Origin of the sequence: Candidatus Tumulicola sp., from assembly GCA_036490475.1 — a bacterium.
GTDB lineage: Bacteria > Vulcanimicrobiota > Vulcanimicrobiia > Vulcanimicrobiales > Vulcanimicrobiaceae > Tumulicola.
The window spans coordinates 139,528-157,739 of record DASXDT010000005.1 but is presented as its reverse complement, the minus strand read 5'-3'; the positions used below and the strand labels follow the sequence as shown (position 1 = coordinate 157,739).

The following is an 18,212-nucleotide window of genomic DNA, read 5'->3' as shown; positions in this document are numbered from 1 at the left end:
GTTAGGGCGCTAGGAACAGATGCTCGCTTTGGCCGGCGCAATCGGCTGGAACCCCGGGACAGGCGATCGAGAACTTGGGCGTCGCTCCGTTGTGAAGCGGCAGTGCATACGCGTCCAGACGGCCGGTGCTTCGATCCAACGCATAAAACATGTCGCGCGGCGGGTCGGCGATCAACGCTCCGACGATACTGTCGTTGTGCGACTCCGGAAAGAAGTCTTGTCCCGGCGGGAACGGTTCGGGGAACTGCGCCAAGACGTTGGATGGCGGCGGCGGCGGTTGGTTCGGCGCCGGAGATGCTAGTAGGCCATTGTATTGGCCGAGAAGTAGCGAGTTCGGCTTCGAGTCCGTCGGCAAGTATTGACTGGCGTCCACGAAGTCTGCTTGGGCTACATCGATTCCAACGGCGGACGGTGGTTTAGCATACGGAAACGAGATCTTGAACAGACGCGAGCGATTGGCGGCTGCGTTAGTTGCGTAGACGTACAACGCTGCGCTGACGTCGAAGCGCGCCTGAATCAAGCCGGTGAAACCGGCCGCTTTGGTTCCCGAGACGCCGAACGGAATGGCAAACGCCGCAACCGCGTGCGCGTGAATCGGCGCTGCGAGTTCGGAGATTTCGCCGCCTAAATCGTTGAGGAGCCACAGGTTATCGTTCGGGTCGTACTCGATGTCGACCAAATCGGCGCCGCCTGGCCCGATCTCGGTTATGGCAGGCGTTAGTTTTAGCTTTACCTTGGCGTGTTTCGGTTGGAACGATTGGATCGGCGGGGCGAACGTGTACACGTACTGCGCCGTCGCGATCGCGATGGTGCCGAAGGGATCGACCGCAAGCTGTGGTGTCAGTGCCGAACCAGGCGATTCGACCAGCGTTTGCGACGGACGTTCCCCGGCTCGCAATGGAAGCCCATACCGGTACAACGTTCCGTGATGATCGACGTAAAGGACGTTAGGCGCGGCCGTTGGCGTCGAGCCCGGGCCGGGTGTGTAGGACGTTGGCACCGGGCCGTTTTGCGATGCGCCGCCGCAGGCCCAGAGGGCGTACAGCGCACCGAGTGCGACGACCAACCAGAACGAACGTTTCACTGATCCAGGCTCCCTAGGACCGGACCGAGCGATTGACCGCCCTTCGGGTCGAGAAAAAATAATGAGAGGCGCGTCGCGTTGTGGAACGGCAGGACGCCCCGGGTATCGAAGGAGTCGACGGATTCTACGGCGATCGCGCCGCGTTCCACAGGCATCGTTCCGTGTCCGATGTAGGCGCCGAAATTCGTCACGTGCGTGCCGACGTTCGTGGTGGCGATTTCTCCCAAAGTTACGCTACCGAGTTTTTTGTATTGGCGCTGGCCCGACGTCACAAACGAACCGAAATCAGCGTTGGGTACGCTGGGCGATGCGCCGTACGCCGAAACGGTTACCCGCGATTGCGGCGCCGGCTCTTCGAATGCCAGCGCCTTGTAGTTTGGATACGTGCCGACGAGTGCGACGGTATAACTTTTTCCGGCCGCGAGCGCAGTCGTTTTTACCGGGCCGACTTTGTAGCCCGAACTATCGAGCGCTTCGAGCGACAGCGAGCCGGAATGATAGTTGGCGAACGGCGTCAGATACGCGTAGAGAAACGACGATGCGACGGTCGTGCCGTCGACGCTGAGATACGTAGACGGGCCGAGATCGGTCGGCTGTCCGCCGATGATCGCCTCGAGCGATGGGGATCCTTGGATGAACCGAACCTGCACGTTGCCCGGCGCGGCCGCAATCGAAGGCGTAGAATCGTTCGAAGTGCCGCATCCCGCTAACAGAACGATGGCGGCCGCGAGCGATGGAAGCAACCCGGTTCGAGCGAGCATGGTGTGGCCCTTAAGAGAAGAGGCCTTCGCTCGTCGCGTACGGCGAGCGAAGGCCTTCGAGTGCAAGCTTACTGGAGGCAGGCAGACTTGCTGCCCGATCCGTTAAGCGCGGTAAGGACGGCATTCTGCACCGAGGCGTTGAGCGCCGTGTATTCGAGCTTCTTGACGATCTTGTTCGCTTGTGCGGATTCCATGAACGTGATCAGCGCCTTCTTGTCGGCAACGTGGACGCCGTTGTTCTGTCCGTAGAACAGGAAGTAGCTGAGGCCGACGATCGGATACGCACGGTTCGGCGGGGTCACGAAGTGCGACGGATCGATGTACAGGACGCATTCCGGACGGCTGGTGCCGAGCGGGACGCCGTCGCTGCCTTCGCCGTAGGTGATCGACTGGGCGGTGACTTTCTTCAATGCGTTGGCAACGGCCACTTTGTCGGTCGGATCGACGAAGAGCGCCTTCTGGCCCTTTTGTCCGCTTTGCAGCAGTGCTTGGGCGACCGGCGGGTTAGCCGATTTCGCGTAGGCGCCTTCGAGGTAACCGGTCGAGAACGGCGTGGACTGGACCGCGGCGAGCACGCCCGGGTTGCCGCTTTCGCCGATGAAGCTCGGGTTCGGGTCGTTCGACGAGCCTGGTCCCGGCCACGTGCTGTTAACGCCGAAGGTCCAAGCAGCACTGTGTCCCGACGTTTCGTACGGTGCAGCGTCGTACGGTTTGTGCCATTTGCTGTTACACGCCGTGTTGAGATGGTTGGTGTAGAGGAAGCTGGTGCCGCTGCTATCCGAACGGAAGTAGAACGTGATCGGTTGGGACGTGCCGCCGGTCACCGAGCCACCGTTGTCGTTGGTGATGGCCGGGTCGTTCCAATTCGAAATCGTTCCGTTGGCGATCGCGCAATACGTCCACGCCGAGAATTTCAGCTTGGACGACGTTGAGAAATCTTTAGAGCGGTAGCCGTACACGATCGGTCCGCCGATCGTCGGGAACTCGAACGGCTCGCCCCATTGCTGGCTGCCGCTTTCGCGATTCTGCTGATAGGTCGGATATTCGGTCGACGGCATAGCGACGTCGCTGCCGACGAAGTCGAGCGGATCCACGCGGCCGCCGAAGCCGGTCGCCGTCGCACCGAGCGGTGCGCACGGTCCGGTGGGCGGTGCTGCAGAATCGCCGCTGCCGCCTTCGAACGCTTTACGGCCGGTGCCCGAGCCGGTCAGACAGTAGTAGATCGTTCCGGTGGTCGGCGCTGCGTTAAACAGCGAGCCTTGGCCGGGCGGTTGTTGTGCCTGGTCGTAGTTACCCACGGGCTGGTTTGCCAGGTTGTAGGCGTAAGCGGGGAAGGTCGCGCCGCCCGCGTGGAGATCTTGCGGGCCGTTGTCGTTGGGTTTAGCGTGGCCGCCGACGGCATGCGTCGTTGCGGGCAGCGCCGAGGTGCCGCTGGGGCTCATGGCACCGCCGTTACAAGCGCTGAGAAGCAGCGCCGGAACGGTTGCCAGGGCCAGCGTGGCCAGGGTCTTGTTCATTGCAAATATGTCCTCGTACTAGCGTGTGCGTGAAGCTGAGGATGTCGAGTGAGCCGGCGCGCGTGAAACGCCGGTAACCGGCTTGGCCGGGGCCGAGCCGGAAAGCGATGAGATGACGATCGCAATCGGAGCGTTGAGGCCGGTAGCGCTGCCGGATATCGTCAGCGACGGCTTGATAGTGCCATTGTGTCCGTCCGGATACGCCGCCAGTTGATTGTTGAAGTCGTCGGCGGCGTACACGTTGGCGCCGTACACCGCGATCGACGGATAGAACGGCTGCAGCGGGCTGCGCGGCGATACGCAAGCTTCATTTTGCGTGACGATGCCTTGGAACGTCACGATGCGCAGCGGCTGAACGTCGGTGTCGCCACCGGATGCGCCCGCGGCATACACGTTGGCGCGCCCCTGACACGTCGGGGTGCTACCGCTGCCGAACGTCACGAGCGAGTTCGCGACAAGTATCTCGCCGCTGCTGTCGAGTCCGACGTTGGTAGTGTCGCCCGGCGTGAGTTCCGTTTTCGTATCCCACGGAATCGTGCGAGATGGGTTTGCCTGCGGGTTATTCCCGTTGCTCGCGAGATTGACGAACACGCCGTATTGCGGTCCCAGTGACGTTTTGAGCGCGCCTGCGACGTAGAAGCTACCAGCAGCGTCCAGCGCGAGCCCGGTCGGACCAGCGTACGAAAGCAACGGCGACGAAAAGTTCCAGGCGGACTGCGGCGTCGCCGCACCGGTAGCTCCGGGCGCATACGTTAGGGCGGCATCGCCGGTATTCGCATCGACGTCGGTCGCGCCGTACGTAACCAAACCGCCCGCAGTGTCGAACGTCATGTAGAGCGGGAAGAGCGACGTTTTACTGCTGCTATCTGCGGTCAGGGTCGCGGTCGGCCGAGCCGAACCGCTGGCGCCGGGGGCGTACATCGCCACCACGTTCTTCTGGTCGGGAGAACCGTTCGAGGGATTGAAGCCGATCGTCGTATCGAAGTAGCCGACGTAGAGATCTCCGGTTGCGTCGACGGCGATGCTGCGCGCGTATAGCTTCGCATCGAGTTGCAGCGTGCGCTCGGGTGCGGCGTTTCCGCCGGCTTTACCGGAATACTCCGTAACGGTCGCGCCCTGTCCGTCGTTGCTGCCGAGGTTGAGGGCGTAGATCGTGCCGACCGGCGGCGGCGGCGGGTTACCGCGCAAGTTGAACGGCGCCGTCGCACTGACCGGTTGCGGAGCCGAAACGCTGGCTTGCAGCGTGATCGACGATGCGTTCGTATCGCCGTTGTAACGTAACGTAATCGGCTGGGCCGGATCTTCGAGTTGCGCGCTCTCGCCCGATTGCGAGCCGGCGTGCAGCGAATATGCGCCGGTAGCATCGCCTTCGATCGTGAGCGCGATCGGATACGCGTAGGGCGTTTTTCCGCTAATCATCGCACCGGCGGCATCGTAGGCGTTCAGGGCAACGGGAACTGTGAGCGCCTTACCGCGTTTGCCGTTCTTTTCGGCCAACGCCAGTTTGAGTTTGGCAACGATTCCGTCGATTTGCCCCGAATTTTGCTCGGAAATCGAGAGCTTGCCGCCGCCACTGCCGATCGATGCTTGCATCGTGCCGACGGACAAAACGTCGCCGGTTGCATTGGGTCCGTCGTAGGTCGTTACGGAGAAGACGTCGGTGCCCGGCGATCCGGAAACGTTGCCGGTGCAAACCAGCTGTTTACCTCGCAGTTTGCAGCCGGGCGATTTGATGCTTGTGGTGATGGTCGACGTGCCGGCGCCGGATACCGGACCACCGTTCACCGACGCCAAGCCGATCGAGAGCGACTCGGTTTTAGACGAAACGTAACCGGGGGAAGCACCGTTGTTGCCGGCGACCGTCACCGCAACCGACACATTCACGAGCGCCGTCGGCGGCGTAACCGGCCCGCCACCAGATCCGACGACAGAGCCGTTCGGCGTGCCCGGAGTGCCGCTGCAACCCGCGGTGAACGCGAGTGCGAGAGCGATTGCCGCACGCGCGTCCGGTCGTAACATCACTGCGGATAGGTGCCTTGCAGCATATCGGACGTGCTGATGTCGGCTTGTCCGTCGTTGCCGCGAATGACCGGTAGTTGCGAAAGATTCGTCGGGTATGACGCCTCGTACAGCGGGTAGTTCGCCCCAGCCGCATAGACCTGATATGAGCCGTTCGGGCAAATCGTTGCGCTCGGTTGATTCGATTGGGTCTTAGGCCCGATGGTATCGGGCAGCGTAAGCGTGTGCGTGCCGGTGTGCTTGGCGACGAGCGTGTAGTACGCGTCGAACGTGTGCGCTTGCAAGCAAACGCCGGTGCCGCTGTTTGCGATCGCACGCAGGATAACGACCGCCTCGGTCGCGCCTTTGGGAACGGTAACCTTAACGGTGCCACCGCCGGTACCATCGGCGCTAAAGCTCGGCGTCTTGAACGCCGGCAGCGGCGTAACGTGCGTGATCTGCGCTGCCGCTGCGAGGACTCCGGGCCCGGGCGTCGGCGTACCGTCGGGCCCGGGTGTCGGCACCGGATTCTGCGGCGTGGTATATGCCGGCGGAACGGCCGCATACAAGCGATACGTACCGATGACCGGCGTTACCGCAAAGTCTGTAAAGCCGAGCGAATAACCGACGAATCCGAGCGCCTCGAGCGACGGGTCGAAGCTCGGAAACGACGGCGGACCACCATAGAAGTGTTCCGAGTTGCTGCCGGTGCCGTACACCGGCAGATTGAAGGCTTGATACAGCGGCGACGTGCCGTTTTGCGGACCGGCGTCTGAGTTGCACGGACAGAATCCGTACCCGAAGGCGCCGGTGGTCGCCGCCTTCTGTCCTTGCGGCGGCCCGGTCCAGAGCGTTTGGTTGAGCGTCCCCCCGGTGATGTGGTTGGTGCCCAGATCGGCGCCGGCAGATTGCACTTCGTCGCCGGTTACCGTCGACGTGAGCACGTTGAAGTTCGACGGTCCGAGAATCTGCGGAATGTTGTAGAGCGTGCCCGATAACCCGTTGGATTGACGCAACGTTAACACTGTGTTCAGTCCGTACGCGACGCTCTGACCGCCATTGAAGCTGATCGTCGCAACGCCGACCGAAAACTGCAGTTTGCTCGATGCGGCTGGGTCGACCGAGGTTTGCGGCGGCTCGGAGGAAGCACCATTGCCGCACGCGGTAAGCAGTGCCACGATCGCAGCAATAATCGTTAATCGCAGAATCATATCGTCACCTGGTAGTAGAGGCGGAACGAAATCGGCGTTTCGTTCGGGTACGTCAGATACGGCGCGTTGCCGTGTGAGGCTACGTCGGGCGGTGCGTACTGCGGCGTACTGTAGGTACAAGGTGCCGAACCGCTGGTCAAACCGGTCGTCACGGGAATACCGTAACAGCCGTTAACGATCGGAACGTTGTAGATTTGGTTGAATAGATTTTGTACTTGTAATCCGAAGATCGATTTGGTCAACGATTTGGTCGGCGGGCTGTACTCGACCGTCAAGTCGGCATCGATGCGCGGCGTGGTGAGCAGGCCGCCGGGCAATCCCGGTTCGTGAATGCCGCGCGTTGCGGCGATGTTCGGCTTGGTGCAGGTTCCCGGATCGAGCGGATCGATGTATCCCGGCGTTTGCGAGAAGATCGTCGAAAGGCTCGTACTTGGAACGATGACCGCTATACCGTTGCAATACACCGCGGTGTAGTATCCGCCGCCGTACGGATAACCGACGTTGAAGCCGATCACCGGGTTGATGCGCCAGCCTTTGGCCGTGCGATAGTTAAAGGCCGCATTGGCTTGGAACGGCGAGAGATCGGGCGAGCGGTATGTGATGCCTAGTGCCAGTGCGGCAGGCTGTAAAAACGCGCCGGGTGGTTCGTTACCGAACTGACTGATGTAGGTCGCCCCGATCTGCATCGACAAGCCGAGCGGAACTTCTTTGGTATAGAGGAGCTCGACGCCGGTGGCTTTTTGCGTGCCCAGATTCGAATACGCGACGTCGCCGTAGACGGGCGTGCCGGTATTATAGTTGAATCCAATAATCTGCGCCGTCTGTTCGATCACGTTGTAACCGCGCCGGTAAAACGGCGTCACCTTGAATGCAGCGCCGTCACGAAACTCGTGCGCCCACGAAACGTCTATGTTGGTAAACGTTGCGCCGACGAGCGGGGCCTCAAGCGTCGAGCTACCGAAGCGATAGTCGCGCGTCAGCCAGTAGAGTTGCTGGGCATAGTTGGAGCACTGCTGGTTGGCGTGCGGACCGCAGTACTGCGCGGGCGCTCCGGTCGTGTTATCGTACGACGGAACATTTTCGAAGGCGGCGTAAGGCGTCATGCTGACGTCGTTGCCGAGTTGGCTGGGCAACGGAATCGACAGCGTATGGCCGAAACCGATGCGCAAGGTATCGCGTTGATCCGGCAGATACGATAGATCGAAATGCGGCTCGTATAAACGTTGGTGAGCGACCGCGCCGACCGTCGGCAGTGCGCCGGCTTGCTCGGGGATCTGAAAGTTGTACCCGTCGAGTCGCAGGCCGGCTTCGCCTTTCCAGCGGTCCGACATGTCGAGCGTGTCTTGCACGTACAAGCCATACGTCTGCTGCGTCACGGTTGGGATGTCGTGTTCGTACGGAAAGCGTACGCCGTTTGGAAAGTAGGAGTTGAGATACCCGCAGCCCGATTGCAAGTTCAGCTGGCGACACAGCGACGGCGAAAAGAAGTCCTCTTCAAGGCCTTGCTGTGCTGCCGGGTTATTGTTGGGCAGCAAACCTTGATACGTGTACGGCAGCGGCAGTGGTTGATTGGGATGTGTGATCGCGTAGGTTACGATGTACGCGGGCGACGTGAACGCCGTGTACGACGTGTAATCGAAGCGGTCGCCGTACGGTTTGAGAAACTCGTAGATACCGCCGACTTTGATCGTGTTCTTGCTGCCGATTTGCGTGGTGTCGTCGAGCTGGAACGCCGTGCGCTGGCCGCCGTAGGGCGAAGCGAAGATCCCTTGTGCCGGCATGATCTGCTCTTGCTGGCTGAACGTACGGAAGTAGCGTGCGGTCAATAGCGACGACGCGCCGAGATTGGCGCCGTACTCAAACTTGTACGCCAGAAAAGGGCTCGACAGCGTGTCGGGTTGCGATACGAACGCATAACTGTTGGGCTGCCCTGGGAACGTCGGCGTCAGCGTATCGCACACGAAGTTCTGCTGCGTCGTGTTGACCGGACCGTTCGAACCGATCACGGGATAGCGCGAGCACTGTCCGGAGGCCTTACCGCCGGTGATGTACTGCAGGTTCTGAAAACCGCCGTAATCCAGCGTTTGATTGACGGACTGATCTTGAATGAAGAACTGGAACCGCTGGCTGTCATTCTTGCCGAATCGGTAGATTAAGTTATCGACGAAGTCGTTCGATGCGACGAACGACGGTGCGTAATACACCGCGTTTGGATCGATGACGCTGCCGAGGGTCGCTGCGTTGGTACCCAACGTGCCGAGGGTCGCGGCGGCCGTTCCCGGAATTCCGTATTGATAGTTCTTGCGAATGCCGATAAAGCCGGCGTAGTTGGACAGATGTTGCTTGGGATCGGCCCAACCCCACTCCAAGCCGAGCTGATGCAAGTATGGGAACACTTGCGACTCGACGTCGGCATGGAAAAACTCCGGATACGTTCCGTGCTTGGCGGTAAATAAGATGAGGCCGGTGCCGGTGTCGCCGTGCGTGGCGTCGCCGCCGCCGGGAATCAGCTGCACGCTGCCGACGCCATTGAGCAGGTTGAAGTTGCCGACGTTCTGGAGCGTGTTTTGCAGGTTCGCGTTGGGCGTTGTGTAGTCGATGCCTTCAAACTCATAGGCCGCTTCGAACGCGAAGCCGCCGCGAATCGAAACGGTTCCGGATTTATCGATCGTGACGGAGGGTATGCTGCGCAGCAACTGGTTCTCGTCGGCGTTGAACGCCTTGCCCTGTACGGTCTCGATTTGCGCGCCGGTCACCGTGTAGGTATCGATCGTCATCCCGCGCTGGTACGCACTGCCGGCCGAACGGGCGCGAGTATGGGCGATCGTGCGCAGGGCGATCGATAGCTCGGCGTCGACTCTTTGCTGCGATCCGTTCAGCACGACGGCCACCGCGGAATAGGCAGCATAGCCGGTGCGGGTAAACGAGATGGAATAGTTGTCCGGCAGCACGCTCAAGAACGTGTAGCGGCCGTGCGCGTCGGTAACGGCCCGGTAAGTGGCGCTCGGTGACTTCGCGACGACGGCCACACCCACGAGCGGGACGTGCGTTGTAAAGTCGGTGACCGTACCTGAGATGATGCCTGATGTGTCGGCTCCAGCGGCCAACGGCGCAGTCGCAATACACAAGAACACCACGCAAGCAAGGCGCTTGCAGAGGCGCGCAACGAAGTCGAGCAACGAGATCTCCCAGTAGCAACGAGAAGCGGCCGGGGCGGATACTCCTCATCACGATGGTAGGCGAGCCTAGCGCTCGCGCGCATCCCGGGAGATGCGATGTTCGTTAATGCACTAGCGGCATCAATGATACGTTCTTAATGATCGACTGCGTTGTCTTATTGTTCGTCCTGACGTTCGTCGACCAACTGCCAGCGCGATCGAAGTCCGAGACGGGAGAGAATCGAGCTGACGTGGCGCTCGACGGTGTGCTCGCTGATATCTAAAACGCGCGCGACGTCGCGATTTGACGAGCCGCGGCGAATCAGTTGTGCTACCTGGCGTTCTCGCCCGGTTAGCGCCAGCGCCGACGGTCGCCGGCGTGGCGCTCCTGCATCGCCTTCTTGGCGAACGAGCAACAGCATCGATTCGTTCGTCCAGCCGCGCAGGCCAACCGCCGCGAACGCGCGTGCGGCATCGCCGGCGGCCGCCGCAGCCGCGTCGTGACGCCCGGTACGAAACAGAATGTATGCCCGCGCCAGCTGCGCGTGGGCATCGGCGAACGGAAGATCGTACGCGGCCAACGCGAGCAGCGCTGCGGCCGCGATGCGCGCGTCGTCGACGTCGCCGTAGCGCGCGGTTATTGAATACAGCTCGATCGTATCCAAGCCGTCGCTTCCGCGCAGAAGCGCGCGACGTAGAGCAACGGCGGCCGGTGACGGCACGCTCGGCTCGGACGGTTCGGCGACGGCCCAGGCCATTGCGGCCGACGCGGCCAGATGGGGCGTCTCACACGTGAGCGCGATGCGCCGTAGTTCGTCGGTGACGACCGATTGTGACGGCGTCGCATCCTGCAGCGCGGAAAGCGCGACCGCGCTCGGAGCGAATAGCGCGTCGATCTCGGGCGATCGAGCGTTGCGCGACTGTGCGACCAGATCGACTGCACGCGCGGTATCGCCCACCGCTACGGAAAATCGCGCGGCCGTCGCAGCGGCGCGCCAATGCCAGCTCCACGCTCGTTGCACGGGAGCCAATACCAGTGCCGCAGCGACGGCGCGTTGCGCGACGTCCACGTTTCCAAAGAGCAACGCGTGCTGGGCCAACCGCTCGTCGATGGCGATCGCGATATGAGTAGCGCCCGCTTCGATTGCGAACGCGGCCCCTGTTCGCAGCAAACGATACGTTGCATCGGCGTCGCCCCGCCATGCTGCCGCGGCAGCGACGGCAGCATAGTCGAACGCACTCGGGCCGCCGGGAAGCGAAGCCACGTATTCTTCGACGTTGACGGCTCCATGTGGCGCCAGAAGTCGAACGTCCTGGACTGCCGCTAAGGCCTCGTGACGGCCCGCAATTGCAAAGACACCGGCGGCCAGCCGCCGCAGCGACGGATCGTCGTTTACTAAGCGGGCGGCGTCCGCGAAACGCGCCGCGTCCCACGTACGCGCGTCGCGCAAAAGCTCGTCTACGCGTTGTTGGGTCGCCGTGGTCATGTGCGCCGATGCTAGCAAGCGGCCATTAAGGCCGCATTACGGCTCGTATAAGATTCCGTGGTCCGAGGGTCCGGTCTACGCGGCGCGAAACGCAGGCCCACCCATGGACCTTCCCAAGCAATACGACCCGAGCACGGTCGAAGAACGCCTCTATCGCCGCTGGGAAGAGAATGGCTACTTCCACGAGGAGCCCGATCCGGCGCGGCCGCCCTTCATTATTTGCATGCCGCCGCCGAACGTTACCGGGCGGGCGCATCTGGGGCATGGGTCGACCTACACCCCGATGGATGTGCTGGTCCGCTACCACCGTATGCGCGGAAACAATGCCGACTGGCTGCCGGGCTTGGATCATGCGGCCATTGCTACCGAAGCCGTCGTTATCAAAGATCTCGCACGCGAGGGCATCACGCGCGACGATTTGGGGCGCGAGCGATTTGTCGAGCGTGCTTGGGATTGGTCGCGCACGTACGGTGGCGCGATCGAATCGCAGTTCCGGGTTTTAGGCTTCGGTCCGGACTGGCAGCGTAGCCGTTTCACGATGGACGAAGGTCTGTCGGCGGCCGTTCGGTCGCTGTTCGTGCGCTTATATCGTGAAGGCCGGATCTATCGCGGCCGGCGGCTGGTCAACTGGGATCCGCGCGGCCAAACGACCGTTTCGGACGCCGAGGTCGATCGTGTCGAGCGGGATGCGACATTGTGGCACGTCGCGTATCCGCTGCGTGACGATTCGCGCCGCAGCATCGTCATCGCGACCACGCGCCCGGAAACGATCCTGGGCGACGTGGCGATCGCGGTGCATCCCGACGACGAGCGCTACGCCGGGCTGGTCGGGAGCCACGTGCTGGTGCCCCCGCTACTGGACCGCTCGATTCCGATCGTGGCCGACGCGGCCGTCGATCGCACGTTCGGGACGGGCGCGGTGAAAGTGACGCCGGCACACGACGCAACCGATTACGATATCGGCACTCGCCACGCGTTGCCGATGCCATCGATCTTGGATCAACAGGCGCGCATCACCGGCGCGGAGATCGGGGTTGGTCCGTACGACGGCATGGATCGGTACGAAGCGCGCAAGCGCATCGTCGAGGACTTGCAACGCGACGGACGTTTGGTGAAAGAAGAAGCGCATCGCATGTCGCTGGCGGTAAGCGAGCGCACCGGGGATGCGATCGAACCGATGCTATCGCTGCAATGGTTCGTCCGCATGGAAGAACTCGCCAAGCCTGCGTTGGACGCGTATCACGACGGTCGGCTCCGTTTTATTCCCGAGCGCCACGGCCGCACGTACGTACAGTGGCTCGAGAATATTCGCGATTGGAACATCTCGCGACAACTGTGGTGGGGGCACCGTCTTCCGGTGTGGTACGCGCCCGACGGCACTCCGGTGGTGGCCGAAACCGAAGAAGAAGCGCGCGAGATCTCGTTGCGCGACTTCGGCACCGACGTTTTGGTGCGCGACCCCGACACGTTGGACACTTGGTTTTCGAGCGGCATCTGGCCGTTCTCGATTCTCGGCTGGCCGGAGTCGACCACCGAACTCCAGTGCTGGTACCCGTCGCAGGTGTTGGTCACCGGCGGCGATATTGTGTTTTTATGGGTGGCCCGCATGGTGATGCTGGGGCTGCACGTGATGGGCGAGCTGCCGTTTCCCGAAGTATTCGTTCCGCCGCTGGTGTTTGACGCGCAAGGGCGTAAAATGTCGAAATCGCTCGGCAACGCGATCGACCCGATGGAGTTGGCCAAACAATACGGAGCCGACGCATTTCGTATGGGCGTCCTGCGACAGATGCGGCTCGAAGGCCAGGAAATACGATTCGTCGAGTCGCGCTGCGAAGAAGCGCGCAACTTCAACAACAAGATTTGGAACGCCACGCGCTTCTTGCTGACGTTAGCCGAAGGCTTGCCGGGTGCGCGTATTCTGCCGAAGCCGCAGTCGCTGACGATCGCCGATCGTTGGATCTTAACGCGCTTGCACGACACGATCCTCGCGGTGGAAAGCGCGTACGATCGCTACGACTTCGGTTCGGCGGCCGACGCGTTGTGGCGCTTCGTGTGGTACGAATTCTGCGATTGGTATCTCGAGGCGACGAAAATCGAAGACAACCTGTCGACGCGCGCCGCGGTGCTGTCGTTCGTTTGGAACAACGCGATGCGCTTGCTGCATCCCATCGAACCGTTTATTACCGAAGAGGTGTGGCTGGCGATCCCGCACGACGGCAAGACGATCATGACCGCCACGTGGCCGGATCCGGAGGAGGTGCCGGTCGACCGCGATGCCGCCGCCGCCTTCGAATTGGTGCAGCTCGCGGCCGAGCGTCTGCGCAATCTGCGGGCCGAGATGGGGCTGCAACCGCGCGAGCCGCTAACGTTGGAAACGCCCGCAAACGTTCCGGCTCAAGCCGCGGCGTTGCTCGGTCACTTTGTGGCTGCGGCCATCGAGCCCGCGCCCGCTAGCGGCGACACGCTGGAGGATGCGCTGGCCGCGTTACGCGCCCGGGCTCCGCGCGAGTTGCTCGAGGCACGCTACACCAAGGAGGTCGCGCGCTTAGCGGGCGAGGTGGAACGATTGGAACGAAAACTGTCGAACGATGCATTCGTCGCCAAGGCTGCACCCGACGTGGTTGCGAAGGAGCGAGCCAAGCTTGAGGGATACCGGTTGGAGCAAAAGAACGTGCAATCCGCACTCGACGCGCTAACGGACTCGGTCGCATGAACGCGACCACACGCCATCGCGTTGTCATCCGCGACGACGAAATCGCACGTACCTGTGCGCGTCTCGCGCACGAGATCGTCGAACCGTCCGAAGCGCGCGACGGCGTCGTTCTGCTCGGCGTGCGCCGCGGCGGGGAAGGTTTCGCGGCGCGTCTGGCGGCGGAAATTACCCGCATAGGAGGCGCCCCGCCCGAGCTGGGCTTTCTCAACGTCAATCTGTACCGCGACGACCGCGTGACGCACGAAATGGCGGAGTCGCGAATTCCAGTCGATGTGACCGGCCGCACCGTCGTGATCGTCGATGACGTTCTCTACACCGGGCGCACCATTCGCGCCGCGCTCGACGCGGTGACCGATCTCGGCCGTCCGTCGGCGATTCGATTATGCGTGCTGATCGACCGCGGGTTGCGCGAGCTGCCGATCCAACCCGATTACGTCGGCCGTGTAATCCCAACCAGCGCGGGCGAACGCGTGGCAGTGTCGCTGGGAGCCCAACGCGCCGCATCCGATGAGGTAGTGGTCGTTGCGGATACGCCATAGCCTCATCGACCTGACCGATCTCGACCCCGACAATCTCCGCTACGTCTTCGAACGGACCGCCGAGTTCGAACGCACGCCGCCCGGACGCCTGCTCGATCGCGTTGCGTGCGTCAATACGTTTTTCGAGGAGAGCACGCGCACGTTCACGTCCTTCAACCTAGCCGAACTTCGTCTGGGCGCCGACGTCGTAAATCTGACCCCGCGCGACTTGAGCTTGGCGAAGGGCGAAACCATCGAGGACACCGCGATCTCGCTAGGAGCGATGGGCGTGGACGTGCTGGTCGTGCGTCATCCGGAGAGTGGCTTTGCCGAGCGGCTCGGCGCGGTGTTCGACGGGCACGTCGTCAACGCGGGCGACGGAACGCACGCGCACCCGACGCAAGCGTTGCTGGATATGTATACGCTGATCGAGGAGTTCGGCGGCTTAGAAGGACGGACGGTCGCGATCGTTGGCGATGTCGCGCACAGCCGCGTTGCGCATTCGTTGATCGCAGGCTTAAAACGCGCCCACGCCGACGTCGTACTCGTGGGACCGCCGCCGTTTCTTCCCGACGAATACGCCGGCCCGGGCGTGTGCATCGAGCGCGACTTCGATGCGGTTTTGCCCAAAGCGGATGGAATCGTGTTGTTGCGCATCCAGCGCGAACGGTTTGCGTCGATGCCCCTAACGGACGAGGAGTACGTGCGCGATTACCGCCTCGATCGTACTCGGTTGAAGAAGGTGCGCGATGACGCGGTGATCTTGCACCCCGGTCCGTACAATCGCGGCATGGAACTCGACGACTGCGTGCTCGATTTTGCCGGTTGGCGATATGCCAAGCAAGTGCGACACGGGGTATCGGTTCGGATGGCCGTGCTAGACTTTTTGGTGCACGGACGGCGTTGATCGCCGGCGGTGGTAGCGTCGTGATCGCCGGCGGCCGATTGGTCGATCCGTCGATCGGCGTCGACGCCCTGCGGGACGTGCGCATTCGCGACGGTATCGTCGTCGAGGTCGGCGAGCACATCGCTCTCGAGGACGGGGACATCGCGATCGATGCCAGCAACGCGTTCGTATCGCCCGGTTTCATCGACATGCACGTCCACTTACGCGAACCCGGATTTCCCGAAAAGGAAACGATCGTGACCGGCACACATGCCGCCGTGCGAGGCGGCTTCACGGCCGTCGCGTGTATGCCCAACACCGAACCGGCACTCGACGATCCGGCGGTGCTGCGGGCCGTCGTTGCGGCGGCCGCCGAACGCGCGAAGTGCCGCGTCTATCCGATCGGCGCGATCACGCGCGGCCGGCTCGGACGCGAGCTGTGCGACTATCACGCGCTCCAGGCCGCCGGCGCGGTGGCGTTTTCGGACGACGGGTCGACCGTGGAGGATACCGCACTGTTGGTGCGGGCGGCGTTGGCGGCCGCGGGCGAAGCGCCGTTCATTTCGCATTGCGAAGACGAAGGCATTAAGGCCGGCGGTGTGATGAACGAAGGCGTGACCTCGCGGCGATTGGGTTTGCAAGGAAGCCCGGCGATTGCCGAAGAGTCGATCGTCGCACGCGATTGCACGATCGCGATCGAAACCCGCAAGCGCTGGCACATCGCACACATTACGACCGCCGCCGGTTTAGATCTCGTGCGGGCGGCGAAGTTGCAGGCTACGCATGTCACGTGCGAGGTGACGCCGCATCATCTGGCCTTTACCGACGAGCTCGTCGCGACGCTTGGATCGGCCGCGAAAGTCAACCCCCCGCTGCGAACGCATGCCGATGCAGCGGCGCTGCGCCAAGGCGTGCGCGATGGAAGCATCGACGCGTGCGCCAGCGATCACGCACCGCACACCGATGCAGAGAAGTCTGGCGATTTCGAACACGCCGCGGTCGGGTTTACCGGATTAGAGATTGCGGCCGGCGCGCTGGCGTATGCGATCGAGGATTTGTCGCTACGGCGTTACGTCGAAGTGTTGTCGACTGCTCCGGCGCGCATTCTCAACATCCCGGGTGGATCGCTTCGGGTCGGGAGTCCGGGCGACGCGGTGGTGTTCGCCGACCGTCCGTGGCGCGTCGATCCGCAACAATTCGCGTCGAAAGGCCGCGTGACGCCGTTCGCCGGGCGAACGCTTCCGCGGCGGATCATCGCGACCATCGTCGGCGGAATCGTCGCATTTTGCGAAGATTTATAACCTCGGTTATCGACGAACCAAGCGTTCGGCAAGCGAGCGGGAGGACTGGCATCGAGACCTCGTAACTGAGAAGATGTGTTCAGGTCCTTGGTTTCAGTATGTCTCGTGTTAGCGGTCGCGGTCGCGGTCGGTTGCTCCGGTACGCCGATGCCGAGCGGTTACGCCGGTGCGCAAGCGTTCTCGTTGGCAGACGCGGGACAAGGGAACAAGATCAAACACATCGTCGTCATCGTTCAAGAGAATCGTACGTTCGATAATTTCTTTGACTGCTTTCCGGGAACCGAGTGCGTAAAAACGGCGCCTGGCCCCGGCGCAAAACCGGGCCCGTCGTCCGAGCCGAGTCCGTGTCCGGCACTGCACACGCTCCCGCCGGGGCCGACCCCGACCCCGATCGCGTTGCAGTTCAACGTTCCGCTCGTCGACCTGGACCCGAACCACTTCTATTGTCCGGGCTTCAAAGTCGAATACGATAAGGGCCGGATGGACGGTTTCTACTGGGAGGCCGACTGCGTATTCCACAAGCCGTGTGAGTCGTACACGTATCGAGTCACGAACCCCAAGCAGATTCAGCCGTATTGGGATATGGCGTCGCAATACGTCCTTGGCGATCGCATGTTCCCGACGGAGTTCAGCGGAAGCTACACGGCGCATCAAGACTTGATTCGCGGCGACACGACCTACGAAACCGGCAAGAGTCTCGTCGATTTTCCCTGGAATAGCGAGAATACGAGCAACTGGGGCTGCGACGACCAGCCGGACAGCAAGACGCCGCTCATCACGTCGCAACATCTCTACGTTCACAACGGACCGTTTCCGTGCATGACGTACGAAACGATCCGGGACACCTTGGATGCGGCCAAGATATCGTGGAGATATTACGCGCCGCCGTTTGGCTTCGATGGCGGCCAGATGTGGAATGCGTTCGACGGCGTCAAAGCCGTGCGGTACAGCGACGAATGGCCGTCGTCGAAAAACTTCAACTGCACCGGCAGCTGCGTGTCGTGGCCCAACACGAACATTTTGTGCGATATCTCCGGGAAGACCGGCGGAAAGTGCCCGACGCCGAAATCCAACGGACCGGCGGTATTGCCGGCCGTGTCGTGGGTCATTCCGACCAATGAAGAATCCGATCATGCCGACGGACAAGGCACGGACCTCGGACCGGATTGGGTAACGTCCGTCGTCAATGCGGTGGGCGAGAGTAAGTATTGGGACTCGACCGCGATCGTGATTTTCTGGGATGACTGGGGTGGATTCTACGATCACGTAAAGCCGCCGCAACTCGATTATGCGGGCTTGGGTTTCCGCGTCCCGTTGATCATCATCTCGCCGTATGCCAAGAAAGGCTACGTATCGCACACGCAGTACGAGTTTGGCAGCGTGTTAAAGTTTATCGAGGGCACGTTCGGACTTCCCAGCCTGGGAACGACCGATCGACGCGCCGCCAACATCACCGATTCGTTCTTTTTTAATCAAAAGCCGCGCGCGTTCGTTCCGATTAAGCCCTTGAAGAAGAATGAAGACCTGCAGTTCTTCCTCGAACGCCGGCCCGATACCACACCGGTCGATACGGAGTAA

12 protein-coding genes are annotated in these 18,212 nt (G+C 62.0%); 5 read left to right on the top strand and 7 right to left on the bottom strand.

What is annotated here, in order from left to right; translation table 11 throughout:
* Position 1 precedes the first annotated feature (1 nt).
* The 7 genes from VGF98_04400 to VGF98_04370 all read right to left on the bottom strand — a co-directional run bounded on the left by VGF98_04400 (position 2) and on the right by VGF98_04370 (position 11,216).
* Positions 2 to 1,084: a hypothetical protein gene (locus tag VGF98_04400; GenBank protein HEY1680862.1), complete on the bottom strand. Its 1,083-nt coding sequence runs from the start codon at positions 1,082 to 1,084 to the stop codon at positions 2 to 4.
* Positions 1,081 to 1,845, bottom strand: coding sequence for a DUF4397 domain-containing protein (locus VGF98_04395; GenBank protein HEY1680861.1), 765 nt, complete (start codon positions 1,843 to 1,845; stop codon positions 1,081 to 1,083). The genes VGF98_04400 and VGF98_04395 overlap by 4 nt, the downstream gene beginning before the upstream one ends.
* Positions 1,846 to 1,913: 68 nt before the next feature.
* Complete coding sequence (locus VGF98_04390; GenBank protein HEY1680860.1) at positions 1,914 to 3,362, bottom strand: substrate-binding domain-containing protein; 1,449 nt, start codon at positions 3,360 to 3,362, stop codon at positions 1,914 to 1,916.
* A gap of 18 nt (positions 3,363 to 3,380) precedes the next feature.
* Positions 3,381 to 5,384, bottom strand: coding sequence for a hypothetical protein (locus VGF98_04385; protein HEY1680859.1), 2,004 nt, complete (start codon positions 5,382 to 5,384; stop codon positions 3,381 to 3,383).
* On the bottom strand, positions 5,381 to 6,571 hold the full coding sequence (locus VGF98_04380; GenBank protein ID HEY1680858.1) for a hypothetical protein: 1,191 nt from the start codon (positions 6,569 to 6,571) through the stop codon (positions 5,381 to 5,383). Before VGF98_04380 ends, VGF98_04385 begins: the two co-directional genes overlap by 4 nt.
* Positions 6,568 to 9,750, bottom strand: coding sequence for a TonB-dependent receptor (locus VGF98_04375; GenBank protein HEY1680857.1), 3,183 nt, complete (start codon positions 9,748 to 9,750; stop codon positions 6,568 to 6,570). The genes VGF98_04380 and VGF98_04375 overlap by 4 nt, the downstream gene beginning before the upstream one ends.
* 155 nt (positions 9,751 to 9,905) lie before the next feature.
* A complete protein-coding gene (locus tag VGF98_04370) occupies positions 9,906 to 11,216 on the bottom strand; it encodes a helix-turn-helix transcriptional regulator (protein ID HEY1680856.1) in 1,311 nt (436 codons plus the stop codon).
* A gap of 103 nt (positions 11,217 to 11,319) precedes the next feature.
* Between VGF98_04370 and VGF98_04365 the strand changes: the two genes are divergently transcribed.
* The 5 genes from VGF98_04365 to VGF98_04345 all read left to right on the top strand — a co-directional run bounded on the left by VGF98_04365 (position 11,320) and on the right by VGF98_04345 (position 18,212).
* The gene (locus tag VGF98_04365) at positions 11,320 to 13,929 is read left to right on the top strand and encodes a valine--tRNA ligase (GenBank protein HEY1680855.1); all 2,610 of its coding nucleotides are present in this window, start codon (positions 11,320 to 11,322) and stop codon (positions 13,927 to 13,929) included.
* A complete protein-coding gene (gene pyrR, locus VGF98_04360; GenBank protein ID HEY1680854.1) occupies positions 13,926 to 14,468 on the top strand; it encodes a bifunctional pyr operon transcriptional regulator/uracil phosphoribosyltransferase PyrR in 543 nt (180 codons plus the stop codon). Before VGF98_04365 ends, pyrR begins: the two co-directional genes overlap by 4 nt.
* Positions 14,452 to 15,354, top strand: coding sequence for an aspartate carbamoyltransferase catalytic subunit (locus tag VGF98_04355; protein ID HEY1680853.1), 903 nt, complete (start codon positions 14,452 to 14,454; stop codon positions 15,352 to 15,354). The genes pyrR and VGF98_04355 overlap by 17 nt, the downstream gene beginning before the upstream one ends.
* The gene (locus tag VGF98_04350) at positions 15,351 to 16,634 is read left to right on the top strand and encodes a dihydroorotase (GenBank protein ID HEY1680852.1); all 1,284 of its coding nucleotides are present in this window, start codon (positions 15,351 to 15,353) and stop codon (positions 16,632 to 16,634) included. The genes VGF98_04355 and VGF98_04350 overlap by 4 nt, the downstream gene beginning before the upstream one ends.
* Before the next feature lie 87 nt (positions 16,635 to 16,721).
* Positions 16,722 to 18,212 (top strand): alkaline phosphatase family protein, encoded by a 1,491-nt coding sequence (locus tag VGF98_04345; GenBank protein HEY1680851.1) that lies wholly within the window; start codon positions 16,722 to 16,724, stop codon positions 18,210 to 18,212.

Coding starts and splice junctions, on each gene's coding strand:
- VGF98_04370 (HEY1680856.1), bottom strand. CDS start 11,216: ATGACCACGGCGACCCAACAACGCGTAGACGAGCTTTTGCGCGACGCG.
- VGF98_04365 (HEY1680855.1), top strand. CDS start 11,320: ATGGACCTTCCCAAGCAATACGACCCGAGCACGGTCGAAGAACGCCTC.
- pyrR (HEY1680854.1), top strand. CDS start 13,926: ATGAACGCGACCACACGCCATCGCGTTGTCATCCGCGACGACGAAATC.
- VGF98_04380 (HEY1680858.1), bottom strand. CDS start 6,571: ATGATTCTGCGATTAACGATTATTGCTGCGATCGTGGCACTGCTTACC.
- VGF98_04395 (HEY1680861.1), bottom strand. CDS start 1,845: ATGCTCGCTCGAACCGGGTTGCTTCCATCGCTCGCGGCCGCCATCGTT.
- VGF98_04390 (HEY1680860.1), bottom strand. CDS start 3,362: ATGAACAAGACCCTGGCCACGCTGGCCCTGGCAACCGTTCCGGCGCTG.